We start from the raw sequence: 17,141 nt of genomic DNA on the forward strand, positions 1-17,141 counted from the left end.
TCCTCAACACGGACAAAAACAAAGTCAATGGTGGCGCACATACTGAAACCAATTAAACAATGTGTATTCTTGTCGTATTTTGATTATGTCCATTTTTAGGGGGCTTGACCACTGTCACTTGTCGAATGCGGGGCAAGCCTGTCACTTTTCCCTCCGTACAAGAACCCAGACCACGACCACCACCACTGCTGCCGCCGCGATTCCTCCCATGATTAACAGCCTGTTCCGCTCGGCACGCTCTTCTTTTCCTTTCACATAATGTCTCTCAAACATGGCAGCAGCCGCTTCATTTTCTGCCCACTCTTCAGGGATTGTCATTTTTTTACCGGCCTTTCCCTGCTGAAATGCTTCTTCCCTCAGAGGAGCTGCCTCCGTATTGGATTCGAATCCTTTTTTAAACCAATCTTCCTGTTTGGAACCTTCGTCGTATGTATCGGGTAATTCATAGGTTTCCTTCTTAAAAGCAGCGTCGAATCCTTCTTGAGTGACTTCTTCTTGTCTCTTTTTCAGGCCTTCCTGATACCCCTCTTCAAACGCCGCTTTTGCGTCATCAGAAAGATCTGCAGGGACTTCCATCTCCTCAACCTCGTATCCCTGTTTGTACCCTTTCTCCTTCATTTCTTCCTTCAACTGACTTAACCGTTCCTCTTCCCTTTCTTAAATCCATCCTCAAAGGCTTTTTTCGTCAAATCTGCATTGATATATGTAGAAGGAATGTTGATCTCTTCCTGTTTCAGCCCCTGCTGATATCCCTCTTCCTTTGCTTTCTCCGATAACTGAATGACATCGCGTGCCTTTTGGTAGCCTGATTTGTAGCCCTCATTCCAATGCTTGGACTTTGAAGAATCTCCCGATGGATTGTCGGTGAGCGTCTCGTCATTTTCAAAGTCTGCCATCGCCTGCTGGTACCCTGCATTGGATCCGGCATTCCGCTCGTTCTGCCGGGCCTCTTCCTCTTTTGCTTTTTGAACATCTGCACTTTTTTGTTTGCCTTCGTTATATCCATCGTCATAACCTTTTTTGTACCAGCTGTACTCCGCACTCGAATATCTCTGGAAGGCCGCATCATGGAAATCAACATACGGGCTGCCGTTCCTTCCATCCGATACCCCCTTCTGATAACCATCGTTGTACAGCTGCTTTGCATGAGCTTCCCACTCTTCCTGGCCGTTCGCTGCCGTATCCTTCACTGGGTCCACTACAAAACTCAAACAAAATAAAGCCGTAAACAAAAACAAAACTTTTTTCACATGATTCACTCCTTTTCCACAATTTACTAATGTACAGTATGAAAGAATGAAAGTCTAGTAAAAAAGATCTAGATCATTAGAGGGGTGTCATCGAATTTACATTTTATAAAAAATCCAAAAGAAATCATTATATAGAAGAAAAATAGATGGGCAGAGTTAAGTCTCGAGTACAAAAGGGCAGCCGGCTTTGCCGTCTCATTCATCGTCCTATCCGTCATACTCTGGGGATGCTCTATCATTCAATTAATATTTAAAGAGATAGGGGGGAAAATGCTTTCGCTTCACTTCATTCGACATTATTCAACAAATTCCGGGGCGTGCCTGTCACTTGTCGAATCAAAAAAAGAGCATCGATCGATGCTCCCGTTAAAATCGCTTTCAGAGTTCAGTTTTCTTCTTGCGCACTTTCGACATCATTCGGGGAATTTCGGGGAGTGACAGGCACCGCCCGAATCACCCGACTTCCTGTTTTCTTTCACAGTCAGTCCCCTGTTCTGCGTTATTGGCAACAGCTATGGTTTCGCTCCTCAATGATTTGATAAAGGAGACACACATTAGCAGAACGACGACCGAGAATGGCAGTCCCGCTACTGCAGATACGGTTTGCAATGGAGTTAATCCACCGCTGAGGAGCAATGCAATCGCCACTCCGGATATGACCGCTCCCCACATAATTTTACTTTTGTTGGATGGGTCAATCCTTTCCTCACTATACATTCCAAGCACATATACCGTAGAGTCAGCAGATGTAACGAAGAAGATGATGAGTGAAATAAATGTCATAAAGATCAGAACCGGGCTGTATGGGAACAATTGCAAGAAATAAAAGAGTGCCGTATCCATGTTTTCTAATATTCGGTTGGCCAACTCATTGTTTCCAAGGTTAACAATATTGTAGAGAGCGCTTCCTCCAATGGTTGAGTACCAAATCATCGTAGCCAAACTCGGAATGAGCACCGCTCCGAATATAAATTCCCTGATAGTCCGCCCCTTGGAAATTCTCGCGATAAATAGTCCAACAAAGACGCCAAAGCTGATGGCCCAGCCCCAGTAAAAGAAGTCCCAGCCGGCCTGCCATGTATAATCATTCAGAAACGGCTCCAAGTGAAAGCTCATGTTAATAAAATTCTGCATGTAATCGCCAGTCGAGCTGACAAGAATACCGATAATGTTACGTGTCGGTCCGGCGATAAAAATAAACATCATGATTGTCAGTGCTAAAATGATATTAATATTCGATAGCCACTTGATTCCACGCTTGATCCCAGTACTTGCAGAAATAATGAAAAGCACAGTGAGTATTAAAATAAGCAAAATCTGATTGACCGTATTGTTTTCCCATCCCCACACATAGTCAAATCCTGCTCCCATCTGCTTGACACCAAGCCCCAGGGAGGTTGTAATCCCGCTGATGACCGCAAAGATCGCAAGGATATTAATGAACTTTCCTAATGCACCAAAAGCCCTTTTCCCCAAAATCGGCTCCAGCGTTTCATTAATCAACGGCAAAGTGTTCTTCCTATATTGGAAGTACGCCATAATCAATCCGATAATAGCATAGGAAGCCCAACTGTGCAGTCCCCAGTGGAAAAAAGTGTACTGCATGGCGGTTTCCGCCGATTCCTTTGTTTCTCCCGTGCCAAATGGCGGATCGATATACATAAGCACAGGCTCCGCTACACCCCAGAAGAATAAACTGATGGCCAGACCTGCGCTGTACAGCATAGCGATCCAAGTGAAACGGTTAAATTCAGGTTTGTCTGTATCTTTCCCCAGCCGGATATTTCCGTACTTTGACAGAGCAACCCATAGGCAAATGACTACAAATGAAAAAGCAGCCAGCATATAATACCAACCAAAGTTCTCTCCAATAAAAGTATACAAAATATAGTTGGAAGCCTGCCCCAATGTGTCTGGGGCAAGGATTCCAAAGAGCACGAAGATCGAGGTTAAGACCAGTGCTCCAATCACCACAATATTTTTTCTCATAAAAACCTCCCTTTCTATGATTCATCCTCTTTGGTTGCGGGAATGACCCATTCATATCCGCGTTCTGTTGTTACATATTCCGGCCAGCGATAATCAATCGGCGGTTCATAATCGCAAAGAGGGGCTTCCCATTTGCTTCCGTTGATCCCTCCGCCCGTTCTTTCTTTGAACTCATCTTGCGCTTTCTTTAACAGTTCCGGCTGAGTCAGTAGATCAACAACAGTCATTCCGACTGTTTTAGATGCGCTTACAATCATCGGGTCGATACATTCGCGAATTCCTCCGAGAGCGTTCATCACCCATGTCGGGTAGGCATATCCCGGTTTAGGCGACTTCAACGCAGGCCTTCCAATATACAACCTGACCGTAGGTGCATGCCAGCAGTATTCTGTGTAATCATCCGATGTAAAATGCTGCTGCCAGGAAGGTAACGATTCCCTAAGCTTCTTTTCCGCTTCTTCAGGCTCAATCAGTTGCTCGATTTCATCTAAGAAAGGTTTTTCCATTGGTTCCAAACCAAGATTTTCCTGAATTTTTTGGGCTGCTTTAATCGCTTCTCCGTCAAAAACAGGAGCACCGGCAATTTTTAAGTTATTAAAAGTGGCCTCTGCCATCGTATGATTCGCCAATCCGGTCCTGGATTTCGTAATCCAGTCCCTCTTCCAGTTACAATGTCCCGCCTTTGCAGCGCTTTCGGCATTACGGTCTAAAACCTCCATGACCTTTTTAGCCATTTCAACGTTAGGGACACGGATAAAATAATAAATTTGGGCCATTTGCCCAGGAATATTATCTGCTGTCGCCTGGCCGGTGTTCAAAATCGTTTCGTTCATCGACCATCCCATTCCGTTGGAAAGCATATGCTCCCGATACATCTTGGAAAGGGTATACATATTGACAACTGCGTCGGTCGCGCCTGGTGCGCGGGCTTCCGCATGAGACGCCGGAATAGGCGAGTCTGATCCGGATGACAGCCAGGTTTGCGGTTCATCGCAGGTAAACGTATACATCGCAGAAAAGGCAACTGCACAATGAGTATCCCAGCGTGTCGTATTACATAATGGCAGCATATAGAATGGATGAAAGCTGATGGCTGCATCAAGATCATCATAATATCCTTTCGCTGCATGGATCGGCTTGGAACCCCTTAACTTCTCAGCCGGCTCTCCAAAAAATTTCAATGTTCCTTTGATATCGTACTTTTCCATGGCTGCTTTCGCCGCCAAAAAACCTCCTAGAGAACCAATACCCAAGGCGGAGTGAGGATCCGTATGGCCTCCGGCATATTTGCTCAAGCCGTCCCGCGGACGCTCTACCGTATCTGCCGCCTGGCTGTTGCCGGGAACCGCATCATACTCGGCATACCCGCCAATCACAGGTCCGTCCCCGTTTTTCCAAGTGGCGCAGAAAGCAGTGGGCATTCCACCGCTTCCTTCCTCCACCTCAAATCCCTGCTCTCTTAGCTGGTTGACATACCAAGCTGAGGACTTATACTCTCTCCAAGCAGTCTCTCCATAATGCCAGATCGTTTGATTCCAGTCGGAAAGATCACCTTTGTTCTGATCTACCCAATCCATTACCTGCTTTTTGCTCTCTGAAACCATTAGCTGCCCACCTCTTCACGCACATCTTGATTGACAAAAACTTTTTCTCCGGAAACCCAAGTTTCACAAACAGCCAGATCCTTTAATTCATGGACTTCTACTTTGTATGGGTCTTTTTCCAACACAACAAAATCTGCCAGCTTTCCTTCTTCAATGGAACCGATCATATCCTCTTTATGAATCGATTTGGCCGCTTCAATTGTGTATCCCTTAAGCGCTTCAGTCAGCGTAATACGATGCTCTGCTCCAACCACATTCCCCTGCAGCGTCTCACGCGTAACCGCCGCATACACAGCAAGAATCGGATGTGGCGGGGCTACCGGCGCATCAGATGAAAGCACGATCGGGATATTTTTTTCTTTAAACCAGCCATACGGAGAATAGTTATTACCATGATCACCGACTGCACGGACAACTCCTTCTCCAAATTGGTAAACGTGCTGCGGCTGTGGAACAGGCCAGATATCAAGGTCTGCGATATCCTGAATTTGATCCTTGCTTGGCAAGCCGCAATGTTCAATACGATGCCTTACATCTTCTCTATGCAGCTGCTTCTGTGATTCTCTTACACTATCAATCACCAGCTGAATCGCACCGTCACCCTGCGCATGGGTAATCGTTTGAAACCCTTGCTTATGTGCTTTGACAAACATCTCTTGAAACTCCTCAGGTTCGTGGTATAAATATCCTTGCGTCCGCTTGCTGTCCGAATAACCGGAAGAAAGGTAGGCCGTTCCAGAATTCAAAGAGCCGTCTGCGTAAAATTTGATTGAACCGATAGTGAGCTGTTCATCACCGAAACCTGACCGGAAACCAAGGTCAATCAGCTGATCTAAATAGGTAGATAGGAACGACATCACAATACGCATTTTCAGCAGGCCATTTTCCCGGGAACTTTCAAATGTTTCCAATTCCTGCTTTGTCACCTGCGGATCGTTAATCGTGGTCACCCCGGCTTTAAGACACTGTTCCTGCCCTACTTTGACAAGCGTCAACAAATTATCAGGAGTATCCGGCATATGAATGTTTGGTCCATTATTGCCGATCACCACACCGGCCTTTTTGGCAAAAAAGTCGTTCGCGCTGTCATACAGCTGTCCATTCGGCACACCGTTTTCATCTCTTCCAATAGCTCCGCCTTCCGGATCTTCCGTATGTTCATCTACACCCAATTGTTCAAGAAAATAATGATTGACGACATTGGAATGCCCGCTGACATGCATGATTTGTACAGGAAATTCCGTTGTCACACGGTCTAAATCATCCGCAGTGGGATAACGTTTTTCCACAAGATTTCTTTGGTCGAATCCAAATCCGCGGATAATCCCGCCATCTTTCATTGTATCTGTATATTTAGAAAGCTCCGCTACAATATCATCGATGCTTTTTACTTTCGGATAGCTGAGATCCACCCATGTATGGCACATGCCAAGCATCATCAGATGGGCATGGGGATCAATGAAACCAGGCATCAGGCAGCGGCCCTCTAAATTGATTTTCTCTACAGGATGTCCTGAAACCGCTGCTTCACACGATTCCAACGACCCCGTACAGATAATTTGGTCTCCGCGAACTGCTACCGCTTCCACTTTTTCTCGTTGGTCCATCGTTAAAATCGTTCCGCCATAAAATATTTTATATTGTTCTTTCATTCGTCAGTCCTCCCTAGGTGTTCAAAATCAATTGAATGGCTTTCCCTGTTATATATTGCAAATAACGTGCCAATCCAAAAAACGCCTCAACCCGGGGAATTCTTTTTATCATACCTTACTTTTTATTCAAGTTTGTATAGAAATTAGTGGAAACTTTGACAGATAAGGGTTTCCTGCCTATACACAATTGTATAGGCCTATACGGTGATGTATAATTACTATAAGTAAATCTCGGAGGTAAAAAGTCATGCTATTCGAAATTGGAGAACGGTGGGAGGAAATAGTTGACAGCCTTTACACCGATGTGATTATCACAGACCAACATGGCGTCATTGTGTATGCCAATGACTCTACAGAGTACTGGTTTAATATGAAGAAAGAAGAGATCATCGGAAAGAGCGTATTTGAATTAGAAAAGAAAAAAGTTTTTTACCCGTCGATTGCCAGATTAGTGCTGGAAAGCGGACAGAAACAAACAACAGTCCAGCAAACGAGAAAAGATAAAAAGCTGTTGGTGACCGGGAACATCATCTATGACAACCAGCAAAACATTGAGTATATCGTCTGCTATTCGCAGGACATTACAGAAATAGAAAAATTGAAAACGTATATTAAGAGAGTCGAAAACGAACTGGAGAGCGTCAGGAAAGAGCTGCAATACTACCAGGAGCTTCAGAAAGAGGACTCCCGCCTCATTGCCAAAAGCCCTAAAATGCAGCAAGTATTGTCCATCATGGACCGGGTGGCAGATACGGATGCAACCGTGCTGCTTACCGGGGAATCGGGAGTAGGAAAAAGCCTTTTGGCCGAGCAGCTTCATAAAAAGAGTCATAGAAAGGGAGATTTTGTAGCCATCAACTGCAGCAGCATCCCAGAATCTTTAATCGAATCTGAGCTGTTCGGATATAAGCCGGGAGCTTTCACAGGCGCAAGTCAAAAAGGGAAAATAGGACTGGTTGAAAAAGCCCACAATGGCACCTTATTTCTGGATGAAATTGGCGAGTTGCCGGTGAATGTTCAGGCAAAACTATTGATGCTCATCCAGGAAAAGACTTTTTATCGGATAGGCGATTCTCAGCCGAGAGAGGTAAACTTTCGTCTTGTAGCCGCAACCAACGTCAATCTCGAAGAACGAATCAAAGAAGGGGGATTCCGAGAGGACCTCTACTTCAGGCTGTCCGTGATTCATATTCCCATCCCGCCTTTAAGAGAAAGACAGGAAGACCTATTGAATCTGATCATGAGTCTCTCTGAAAAATTCAACAAACAATATAACAGAGAAAAAGAATGGACGCGTGAAGCAATCAACAGCCTGCTTCTCTACCATTGGCCTGGCAACGTCCGCGAGCTTTCTAATATCATAGAAAGATTGGTATTGACCGTTGAAGAAAGCGTCATTACGCCCGAACATCTGCCTGACAATATTCAAACAATCAATATAGCCAATCCGATACAAGACATTGGCCATAAATCCCTCCAAGAGATCATAGAAAAAACAGAAATTCAAATATTGCAAGAGGCCCGTGAAAAATATGGCAGCACTACCAGAATGGCTAAATTCCTGAAGGTCAGCCAGCCAACGATTGTCAGGAAGCTGAAGAAGTATGGGTTATAAGCCCCTCTGCCGTTTCTTTATAGTGATTCTCTTCTTAAGAGAGGAACTGGCTAAATAATTCTACACATACACCGAAATCCGAACTTTGATTTAAGTATCTTAAAGTTACTTGAATCTGTTCGGATTTTGTGTTTGTAACATTTGATTATTCGTCTTTAGGCTAAAGCCCCCTGTATCTTATATGTGGACTCCTCAAATAAAAGCTCCTTATTCGTGCTCTAATTCGACAAAATCCAACAAATTCCGGGGCGTGTCTGTCACTTGTCGAAATAAAAAACCGTTGACTTTCTGAATATTAATATGTATTCTAGATTATATACAGTTCAGAATATAGTTAAGAGTACAAAATGAAGGGGATGCATATGAAAAAAGGCTTAGATTATAAGATCTATCACATGATTAAAAAAGCAATTATCAACCGTGATTTAGCACCGGGCACCAAGCTTTCAGAAGAAACGCTGGCCAAAACTTTAAATGTCAGCCGCACTCCTATACGCTCAGCATTACAAAGGCTCTCCTATGAAATGTATGTAAAAATTATTCCAAGGAAAGGGGCTTTTGTAAACCAGCCAAAACCGAAAGAGGTTGAGGATGTCTTTGAAATGAGGATCTTGCTGGAAGATTATGCGGTGATCAAAGCTTGCCAGAACTTCGCAAAGTTTAAAACCACCTTTCAAACGATCGAAGAGCTCATTAACAGCGAAATAAAAGCATATCAAGCCAATAACTTAGATGAAGTATTAGAAAATGTATTTGATATCCACATAGAAATTGCCAAGCTTTCGAAGAACGATATGTTGATTAATCAGCTGCGCGAGTTAATCTCCCTCACAAACATTTACCTGGCCTTTTACAGTGATGTAAACCTTAACAATCCTGAATCACCGAGGGAGCACTTAGAAATTATAGAAGCAATTAAAGTAAATGATGTGGATCTTGCTCGGAAGTTAATGAGAGCTCATATCAACGGCGTTATTTCCCGTTTGAATTTCGATAAAATCGGACAAAACGACATTGATGTGGACCAAGTCTTTTCGAAATACAACTGACAGCAAGAAGGAACAAGGAGGTCATGAATGTGAGTAATTCTCTGTTTAATCCTTTATATTATCCCTATCCATCGCAGCGGACGGTGACCTATGCCAAAAATGGCATGGTGGCAACTTCTCAGCCACTGGCTGCTCAAGCAGGATTAGACACCCTAAAAAAAGGCGGCAATGCCGTTGATGCCGCTATTGCTGCAGCAGCTTGCTTAACCGTAGTAGAACCTACATCTAATGGTATCGGCGGGGATGCTTTTGCGATCGTTTGGATGGACGGTAAACTTCACGGCTTGAATTCCAGTGGTCCGGCGCCCAAAAGACTTTCAGCCGATCTTTTAAAAGCCAATGGATTTGACCAAATGCCCCGCCACGGCTGGGAACCCGTCACCGTCCCAGGAGCTCCGGCTGCATGGGCTGAACTATCCAAAAAATTTGGGAACCTTCCTTTCGAAGAGGTTTTACAACCTGCCATTACATATGCAGAGGAAGGTTTTCCTATCTCACCGATTACGGGTTACTTTTGGGACAAATCCTTTAAGGAGTTTCAAGGACAGTTAAAAAACCCATTATTTGAGCATTGGTTCTCTCTGTTTGCCACAAAAAACAGCGCTCCAAAGGTTGGAGAAATGTGGAAGTCACCATCCCATGCGGACACACTCCGCTCCATTGCCCGAACACATGCAGAATCTTTTTATCGAGGTGAATTAGCCGCCAAATTGGATGCGTTTTCAAATGCGACTGGCGGATACATTCGGGCAGATGATTTAGCTGACTACTATCCGGAGTGGGTCGAACCCATTGGTATCAATTACAAAGGATATGATATATGGGAGCTCCCTCCTAATGGACAAGGGCTGGTCGCACTTCTAGCCTTAAATATTCTGAAAGGGTTTGACTTTACAGAGAGAGAAACTCCCGAAACGTATCACAAACAAATTGAGTCTTTAAAGCTTGCTTTTGCTGATGGAAAAGCACTGATTAGCGATCCATCAGAAATGACCGCCGATCTGGGTGAACTGCTGTCAGACGCTTATGCACAAAAACGGAGAAGACTAATCGGTTCAACTGCCTTATGGCCAGAAGCAGAAAAACCTGTTGAAAGCGGTACTGTGTATTTAGCTGCAGCAGATCAAGAGGGTAACATGGTTTCTTTTATCCAAAGTAATTATAACGATTTCGGATCTGCTGTTGTGGTACCGGGTACCGGCATTAACTTACAAAATAGAGGGCATAATTTCTCTCTGGATCCTAACCATGTCAATTATTTAAAGCCTGAAAAAAGAACCTATCACACAATTATTCCTGGATTTATTACAAAAGAAGGCAAAGCATTTAGTGCTTTTGGAGTCATGGGCGGATTTATGCAGCCACAGGGGCATCTGCAAGTCATTTCCAATATGATTGACTTTCATATGAATCCGCAAGCAGCCCTTGATGCCCCCCGCTGGCACTGGTCAGGAGACAAGTCGATACACATAGAGCATGGGGTCGCTCCTCATATTGGCAAAGAATTAGATGCGAAAGGTCATGATGTTACAGTCGAGATCAATCCTAAATGTTTTGGACGCGGTCAAATCATTATAAAAGACCCTGAGACCTCTGTTTGGATAGGCGGAACCGATCACCGAACAGATGGAACGATCGCGGCATGGTAATGCCTTCGAGAATTATATCTAAACATTTAGATCCTGTCCGTACCTTTCCTATTTCAAAAAGGATGGCGGCAATCCGGGTGTCATGGAGTAACTGACGTAAGGCTCCTAATCCCTTTGCTATCCTTGCTTTGAAATTTTCAAAAGTACCATCATATAACTACTATTGATTAACTAATCACGACTGCACCAAGTCTATTACATCCTAAACCAACTAATACTCACTTCTCTTATGTGAATAGCCAGAAAAAGGGATGAAGCAGTATGAATGATTAACCTACTTTTGTAGCGTCCCAATACAGTTTTGTCAAGATCCCTATAAAAATATAAAGACCTCCATGTTACGAGCAGAAGCGGAAATTTATTTTATGGGAATTTTATCTATAAGGAGGAAAAGCAATGCCAAAACAGCCACAATGGTCTTCAAGGCTAGCATTAATATTTGCTTCCATTGCTCTTATTGTAGGTACAGGAGTTATTTGGAGGTTTCCAAGAAATTTAGCGGAACATGGCGGATCGTTTCTCATCGGTTGGGCAATCTTTCTATTTTTGTGGTCTATCCCCATGATTATGATCGAAATGGTCATAGGAAGAAAAACAAGAATGGGTACTGCAGGTTCTTTCAGAGACTTCGTTCATGAGAAGTATACGTGGATGGGTACCGTCATCTTTTGGGTGGCCGCATTCGCCACTTTTTACACGTCAGTTGTAACTGGCTGGACTTTAAAATATTTATTCTTGGCTTTTCAAGGCACTTTTAAAGAGGGAGTGGATACCCGGATTATATGGGATACCTTTTCTACCAATTCGGGTGAAATGATTATTTTTCATATACTTGTCTCCATTTTCTCAGGAGTCGTACTATATTTAGGTATAAATAAAGGAGTAGAAAGAGCCAACCAAATTATGGTCCCTACCCTGTTCCTCACGTTAATCTTTACAACCATTTATACATTATCTATGGATGGTGCATTAGAAGGGATCCAATATATGTTTACTCCTGAGTGGGACAAGTTAACGAATGCTGAAACTTGGTTGGCGGCCCTTTCACAATCAGCATGGTCCACTGGAGCAGGTTGGGGGATATTTGCTACCTATGCTATTTACACCAAAAAGAAAGAGGATATTGCACAGAATACGTTAACAGCTACTTTTGGGAATAATTCTACTGAATTATTAGCAGGCTTGACCATTATACCAGCAATATTCGTCTTGTCTCCTTCTCAAGCGTACCTGGACGAAGCGCTTGGATCCGATAACTACGGCATGATTTTTGTTTATGTAGCTGAGTTGTTTACAACCATGACTGGTGGCTTCTTTATTTCAATCGTCTTCTTTACTGCCTTGGCCCTTGCAGCAATCAGCTCCTTAATTGGATTATTCGTTTTCCTTGTAAGAAACATCGAAGATTACGGTGTACCATACAAAAAAGCAGTTATTATGACGGTGGTTGTAACCGCTGTCTTAGGAATTCCATCCGCTCTTAGTCTCGACTTTTTAGGAAATCAAGATTTTGTTTGGGGGCTGGGGTTAATCATTAATGCCATCTTCTACCTCTTTGCCGCTTATCAATACGGTATAGAAAAAATCAGGAATGAGATTAACGAAGTAAGTGATATCAAGGTAGGACGATGGTACACCTGGATTGTCAAATATTGTATGCCTATTATAGCAGTCGTCTTTTTCGGATGGTGGATCTATCAATCTATTGTTTGGTACCCAAACAATTGGTGGTCACCAATAGAAGTCTTTAGCTTTGGTTCTTTCTTCGTTCAGGTTGGAGCAGTCGTCCTCGTTTCTATCCTGTTCAATGGGTGGGTTAAACGCACTACGCGTAAAGCCAATCTAGAAGATCATTCCGAAAATAAGGATCAGGAGGTTATATAGATGGAGCCTATTACAATTATTATGATGGTTCTCTTTCTAAGTACATTTTGGGGAGGATTCGCATTCCTGTTAATTAAATCAATTATTAATGATAAAAAGAAAAACGCCTAATGGTTTAATCATCAATAAAACATTAAATATATGGAGGTTTTATCATGAAAAACAAAAAAGAAGTACTCATTGATCTATCCCACACTTTAGAAACTTACGGAGACAATCCTTATCAACAATTAGGAGAGAATGCCCGCACTCTCATTGGAACCTTCGCCACCTATGAAGCAAATGGATTCTATGAATGTGCACTCTATATCGGTGACCATGCTGGAACACATATGGATGCCACCAAACATTTTAATCCAGACGGATTATATACAGACGAAGTTCCGTTGGAGGCATTTTACGGAGAGGCCTGTATTTTAGACTTGACCCACATGAAAGCGCATGCCGATGTCACGATTGATGATATTCAAGAAGCCGCTGCGAAAGCAGAAGTGAATTTAGAGGATTATCATATTGTTCTGCTAAAAACTGGCCGAGATAAACTGTATGGTACCCCTGAATACTTTAAGGACCTGCTTAATATTCTGCCTGAAACCATTGAATGGATGATTCAGCAAGGAATGGTCACCCTTGGGGTAGATATGGTGACCATTGAACTGGACCGATATATTTATGATCCAGATTCCGACCTGGAACCCAACGCTCCCGAACGCTATCCTGCTCACTGCCTGATGCAAAAATATGAGTGGTACATGATTGAAAACATGGCGAACTTGGATAAAATTCCTGGCAGCACATGTAAATTCACTGGCTTCCCTATCAAAATTGGCAAAGGAAGTGGAGGTCCCATGAGAGCCGTAGCCATCATAGAGGAATAATAGAGAGGATATGGATGAGAAGGGCTATCTTGGATGGCCCTTTTTTCTTTAGTTTCATTTCCTATCGAACTTCTCGGACACGCACGAGGTGACCTTCTCCCGCATAGTCACCCACATAAGTCTCCCCCCTCAACTCCGGAAAAATTGTTACTGAACGATTGGCTTGGGTAAATAAAAAATATGCTATAGAAAAAGTGCAAAAGTACTAGTCAAGCAGACAAATCACACAAAATCCTTATAGCCAGGAGGAGATATTTTGAAAAAGTTCAATCGTATGATCATCGACCAAGATGAATACCCGAGCAGAGGTGCGTATCTAGAAATAAATGATGGACTAGAGGTAGAATTGGCCAATCATTCCATATCAGAACACCTAATAAGATTGATGCATGAAAGAACCTTCATCCAGTCCATCCGCTTTCAAGGAGGAGATGCGGATGATGTATATGAAGGTGAATTTATGATCACCAGGACCGACGGCAATACTATCACATTGAAAAAAGTATAAAAGTCTTAAACTTCCAATGTGAACACTATTTTACAGAACAAGTCCCGCTCCATGCCCGAAAAGGCGATCCGTTCACTGGATCGCCCTCCTCCTCCACATTTTCGGCTGCTTCGGCACTTTCGAAAATATCCGACAAATTCCGGGGCGTGCCTGTCACTTGTCGAATTCTATCCCCTTCTCCCTTTTAATTTCTCCGCATTCATCATTTATTTTTATTAATAAACCATATCTTCGATTCATGCCTTTCAATATCCATATATTTCTAACCCAATTAAATTTCAAATTAGTACCCTCTAAACACTTTAGTAATAAGTACTGAATCCCCTAAATACAATATAAACAATGTGAAAAAAAAGGAGGTGGCTGTCCACACTGTAGATCGTGCCATATGAAAACCAAGAGCTTTTAATGAAAGGATGATGTGTATGCCACAAGTCCATTTGGTTGATATTTTCATTGTGTTTGCTTTTTTCATCTCCATTATTGTGGTAACAGCTATTTTAAGTAAAAGGGTAACCCAAAAAGGGATTGAAGAGTTCTCTGTATCCTCCAAAAGCCTAAAGCTTTTTCCATTAATTTGTTCTGTTGCTGCCAGTCATATTGGTTCTGGTCTATCCTTAGGCTTGATTGGCATGATGTATTTAGAAGGTGTACAAGTTATCTGGATTGCGCTTGGGCACTTTACAGGCGCACTTTTATATACTTTGGTTTTAGGAAAAAAAATAAGAAAAAGAGCAGATGCATCAGGATGGGGAATTACAAAAGGAGACTTACTAGAGGAACATTATGGAAAAAAGGGACGACTTTTATTCGGTGGGATTGCAGCCTGGGAAAGAATCGCCGTTACAAGCGGTCAGCTTGTAGCAGCCGGGGTTCTCTTATCTACTATGCTTGCACAGTTTAACATCAACCTCACTACAGCTACTATTATTGTAGGTGCACTTGTGATAATTAATGTAAGCTTTGGTGGGCTGTCAGCCGTCATCTGGGCAGACGTCATTCAAATGTTTATTATGGTGTTGGGTATAGGGATCTTGCTCCCTATTATTCTTACAGCCAAGCTGGAACCTGGAACACTTTTGGCAGCTTCGGAGCCCGGTTTTTATAATCTTGCACCGACTAATATGGTTGTGTTGGGTACTGCAGCAGCATGGTTTACATCAGCGCTAGCCAATCAAACCGTTTGGTCACGGATTGTTTCCGCCAAGAACGCCAAAACTGCTGTCCAGGCAAACGTGATCGGTTCGATTGTAGGAATCGTGTGGGGGCTTATAATGGTGTACATCACTTTTACCATTAAAGCGATTTACCCAAACATTCAAGGAAATCCCGATGCCTTCCTATTAAATACCATTCTTGACGGTTTTCCAATCGTTATCATTGGGCTTATTATGGCCGCACTTTTAGCCAATATCCTTTCAACCACCAATACTGTTTTACTTCACGCGGTTATGAATATCACTCACGATTTATATTCCAGAACATTTAAAAGAAATGCTACCAATGAAGAGATACTACGGTTTGCTAAAATCTCCACACCGATTATTGGTATAGCCCCAGCGATTCTTGGTATCTTTATACCTAAAATTATTGAGGTTCAAAATTTAGGATACAACTTCTATGGCGCGGCAATCACTGCTCCATTTTGGGCATCTATGCTATTTCCTAATAAAATCACTCCAACTGCAGGCTTCTCAGCTATGGTCGTTGGCGGATCTGTAAGTCTTTTCTTCTATTTTACAAATCTCACCATGATACCAAATGCTATTTTGGGAGTCATTGCTTCTTTTGCCACATTGCTCATCGTCAGTCATTTTACGAAAGGAAAGAAAGCTTTAAACTCTGCAAAATAAAGGAGAGGAATAATTTTGTTTAATGGAAAAAAATTGATCGACTTAACGTTAGAGCTTGCAGATGGAGAACGTTCTTGGGATATCCATCCCAAAGTAGTGTTAATGGATTACCATACTTGGGAATTAAACAAATATCGGTATGAGGGAGACTGCAACGGATTTTCAACAAAATTAATGACTATGACGGATCATACGGGAACTCATGTTGATGCTCAAAAACATTTTTTTCCTGAAGGTCATTCAATAGAAACATATCCTCCGGAAAAGTTTATGGGAGAAGCCATTTATTTGGATGTGAGCCAAAGGGATATTGAAAAGCCAATTTCTTCGAAAGATTTAGAGACAGCTTTAAAGAAAACCGATGAAAGATTGAAAGAAAATGACATTCTTATCCTCAAAGCCTGGCCTTATAGCCGAGACCATGAGAGATTTTCAACAGCACCTGGCCTGACGAGTGACGCAGCCGACTGGATCATTGAAAACAAATGTAAAATGTTTGCTACAGATCTACCTACAGTTGATTTTCAAGATATGTCCAGGCCTGTGCATGTAAATTTATTAAAAAATAATATTTTAATTATTGAAAATCTCGTTAATTTGGATAAGATTCAACAAAGCAGATTCCACTTTATTGGATTGCCTATGAAATTAAGAGAAGCTACAGGTTCTCCTATTCGGGCGATTGCATTGCTAGACTAGATAAATGCCTAAGTCCCGCCAACTGTTGGTGGGACTTACAGTTTGGTGATTGGAACAATAATGCTACAACAACGAGGGCCTCCAAAGCTCTTCCCTCCTGCTTTCAATCCTAACTGTCGTCCATTTGACAAATTCCGGGGCGTGCCTGTGGTTGACCCCCTTATAATGGACACATGGTTTATACTGAAATACGACATAACGCAATTTTCCCGGAGGTAAGTGAATGATGTCAAAACAAAGAAACAGCCACCATAGTGTCGAAACTAAACTAAAAACCGTCCTGGATGTACTTGAGAACGGAACACCGGTCGCTTCGGCTGCGAAACAGCTGGGTGTGCACCGGGACACAGTTTATAACTGGTTAAACGCCTATAAGAAAGACGGTGAAGCGGGACTTGCATCTTCTCGTTCCGTCAGGCAGCCTGCCACTTCAGGGGTTGCTAAAGAGAACCGTGAATTAAAGAAAAGACTCAAAGAAAAAGAAACAGAGATTGAGATCTTAAAAAAGTTC

General features: G+C 42.7%; 14 protein-coding genes. 9 read left to right on the top strand and 5 right to left on the bottom strand.

The genetic code is table 11. The features are described from left to right. Positions 1-141: 141 nt before the first annotated feature. From ACFSCZ_RS14880 to ACFSCZ_RS14900, 5 genes are all read right to left on the bottom strand, one after another. Positions 142-630 (bottom strand): hypothetical protein, encoded by a 489-nt coding sequence (locus ACFSCZ_RS14880; RefSeq protein WP_380774894.1) that lies wholly within the window; start codon positions 628-630, stop codon positions 142-144. Between the two features lie 5 nt (positions 631-635). Continuing rightward, a complete protein-coding gene (locus tag ACFSCZ_RS14885) occupies positions 636-1,250 on the bottom strand; it encodes a FliH/SctL family protein (protein ID WP_380774895.1) in 615 nt (204 codons plus the stop codon). 453 nt (positions 1,251-1,703) lie between these two features. After that, entirely contained in the window at positions 1,704-3,239 is a 1,536-nt protein-coding gene (locus ACFSCZ_RS14890; RefSeq protein ID WP_380774896.1) for a BCCT family transporter, read from the bottom strand. Between the two features lie 14 nt (positions 3,240-3,253). Beyond that, entirely contained in the window at positions 3,254-4,843 is a 1,590-nt protein-coding gene (locus ACFSCZ_RS14895; protein WP_380774897.1) for a zinc-binding metallopeptidase family protein, read from the bottom strand. Continuing rightward, positions 4,843-6,495, bottom strand: coding sequence for an amidohydrolase (locus ACFSCZ_RS14900; protein ID WP_380774898.1), 1,653 nt, complete (start codon positions 6,493-6,495; stop codon positions 4,843-4,845). Before ACFSCZ_RS14900 ends, ACFSCZ_RS14895 begins: the two co-directional genes overlap by 1 nt. A 247-nt stretch (positions 6,496-6,742) precedes the next feature. Between ACFSCZ_RS14900 and ACFSCZ_RS14905 the strand changes: the two genes are divergently transcribed. From ACFSCZ_RS14905 to ACFSCZ_RS14945, 9 genes are all read left to right on the top strand, one after another. Beyond that, entirely contained in the window at positions 6,743-8,110 is a 1,368-nt protein-coding gene (locus ACFSCZ_RS14905) for a sigma-54 interaction domain-containing protein (protein ID WP_380774899.1), read from the top strand. A 362-nt stretch (positions 8,111-8,472) separates the two neighbouring features. Next, the gene (locus tag ACFSCZ_RS14910; protein ID WP_380774900.1) at positions 8,473-9,159 is read left to right on the top strand and encodes a GntR family transcriptional regulator; all 687 of its coding nucleotides are present in this window, start codon (positions 8,473-8,475) and stop codon (positions 9,157-9,159) included. 23 nt (positions 9,160-9,182) lie between these two features. After that, positions 9,183-10,808, top strand: coding sequence for a gamma-glutamyltransferase family protein (locus tag ACFSCZ_RS14915; RefSeq protein ID WP_380774901.1), 1,626 nt, complete (start codon positions 9,183-9,185; stop codon positions 10,806-10,808). A gap of 396 nt (positions 10,809-11,204) precedes the next feature. Beyond that, entirely contained in the window at positions 11,205-12,692 is a 1,488-nt protein-coding gene (locus tag ACFSCZ_RS14920; RefSeq protein ID WP_380774902.1) for a sodium-dependent transporter, read from the top strand. A 155-nt stretch (positions 12,693-12,847) separates the two neighbouring features. Continuing rightward, positions 12,848-13,570 (top strand): cyclase family protein, encoded by a 723-nt coding sequence (locus tag ACFSCZ_RS14925; RefSeq protein WP_380774903.1) that lies wholly within the window; start codon positions 12,848-12,850, stop codon positions 13,568-13,570. Positions 13,571-13,826: 256 nt separating this feature from the next. After that, positions 13,827-14,078: a hypothetical protein gene (locus ACFSCZ_RS14930; protein ID WP_380774904.1), complete on the top strand. Its 252-nt coding sequence runs from the start codon at positions 13,827-13,829 to the stop codon at positions 14,076-14,078. Positions 14,079-14,503: 425 nt separating this feature from the next. Next, positions 14,504-15,931 (top strand): sodium:solute symporter family protein, encoded by a 1,428-nt coding sequence (locus tag ACFSCZ_RS14935; protein ID WP_380774905.1) that lies wholly within the window; start codon positions 14,504-14,506, stop codon positions 15,929-15,931. A gap of 15 nt (positions 15,932-15,946) precedes the next feature. Beyond that, entirely contained in the window at positions 15,947-16,630 is a 684-nt protein-coding gene (locus tag ACFSCZ_RS14940) for a cyclase family protein (RefSeq protein WP_380774906.1), read from the top strand. A 223-nt stretch (positions 16,631-16,853) separates the two neighbouring features. Next, on the top strand, positions 16,854-17,141 hold a 288-nt coding region (locus tag ACFSCZ_RS14945), incomplete at its 3' end, for a helix-turn-helix domain-containing protein (RefSeq protein ID WP_380774907.1).

Origin of the sequence: Siminovitchia sediminis (genome assembly GCF_042680885.1) — a bacterium.
Taxonomy (GTDB): domain Bacteria; phylum Bacillota; class Bacilli; order Bacillales; family Bacillaceae_C; genus Siminovitchia; species Siminovitchia sediminis.

Excerpts from the sequence above, each read along its gene's own strand:
- ACFSCZ_RS14890 (WP_380774896.1), bottom strand. The coding sequence starts at position 3,239 with ATGAGAAAAAATATTGTGGTGATTGGAGCACTGGTCTTAACCTCGATC.
- ACFSCZ_RS14895 (WP_380774897.1), bottom strand. The coding sequence starts at position 4,843 with ATGGTTTCAGAGAGCAAAAAGCAGGTAATGGATTGGGTAGATCAGAAC.
- ACFSCZ_RS14900 (WP_380774898.1), bottom strand. The coding sequence starts at position 6,495 with ATGAAAGAACAATATAAAATATTTTATGGCGGAACGATTTTAACGATG.
- ACFSCZ_RS14905 (WP_380774899.1), top strand. The coding sequence starts at position 6,743 with ATGCTATTCGAAATTGGAGAACGGTGGGAGGAAATAGTTGACAGCCTT.
- ACFSCZ_RS14910 (WP_380774900.1), top strand. The coding sequence starts at position 8,473 with ATGAAAAAAGGCTTAGATTATAAGATCTATCACATGATTAAAAAAGCA.
- ACFSCZ_RS14915 (WP_380774901.1), top strand. The coding sequence starts at position 9,183 with ATGAATGTGAGTAATTCTCTGTTTAATCCTTTATATTATCCCTATCCA.
- ACFSCZ_RS14920 (WP_380774902.1), top strand. The coding sequence starts at position 11,205 with ATGCCAAAACAGCCACAATGGTCTTCAAGGCTAGCATTAATATTTGCT.
- ACFSCZ_RS14925 (WP_380774903.1), top strand. The coding sequence starts at position 12,848 with ATGAAAAACAAAAAAGAAGTACTCATTGATCTATCCCACACTTTAGAA.
- ACFSCZ_RS14935 (WP_380774905.1), top strand. The coding sequence starts at position 14,504 with ATGCCACAAGTCCATTTGGTTGATATTTTCATTGTGTTTGCTTTTTTC.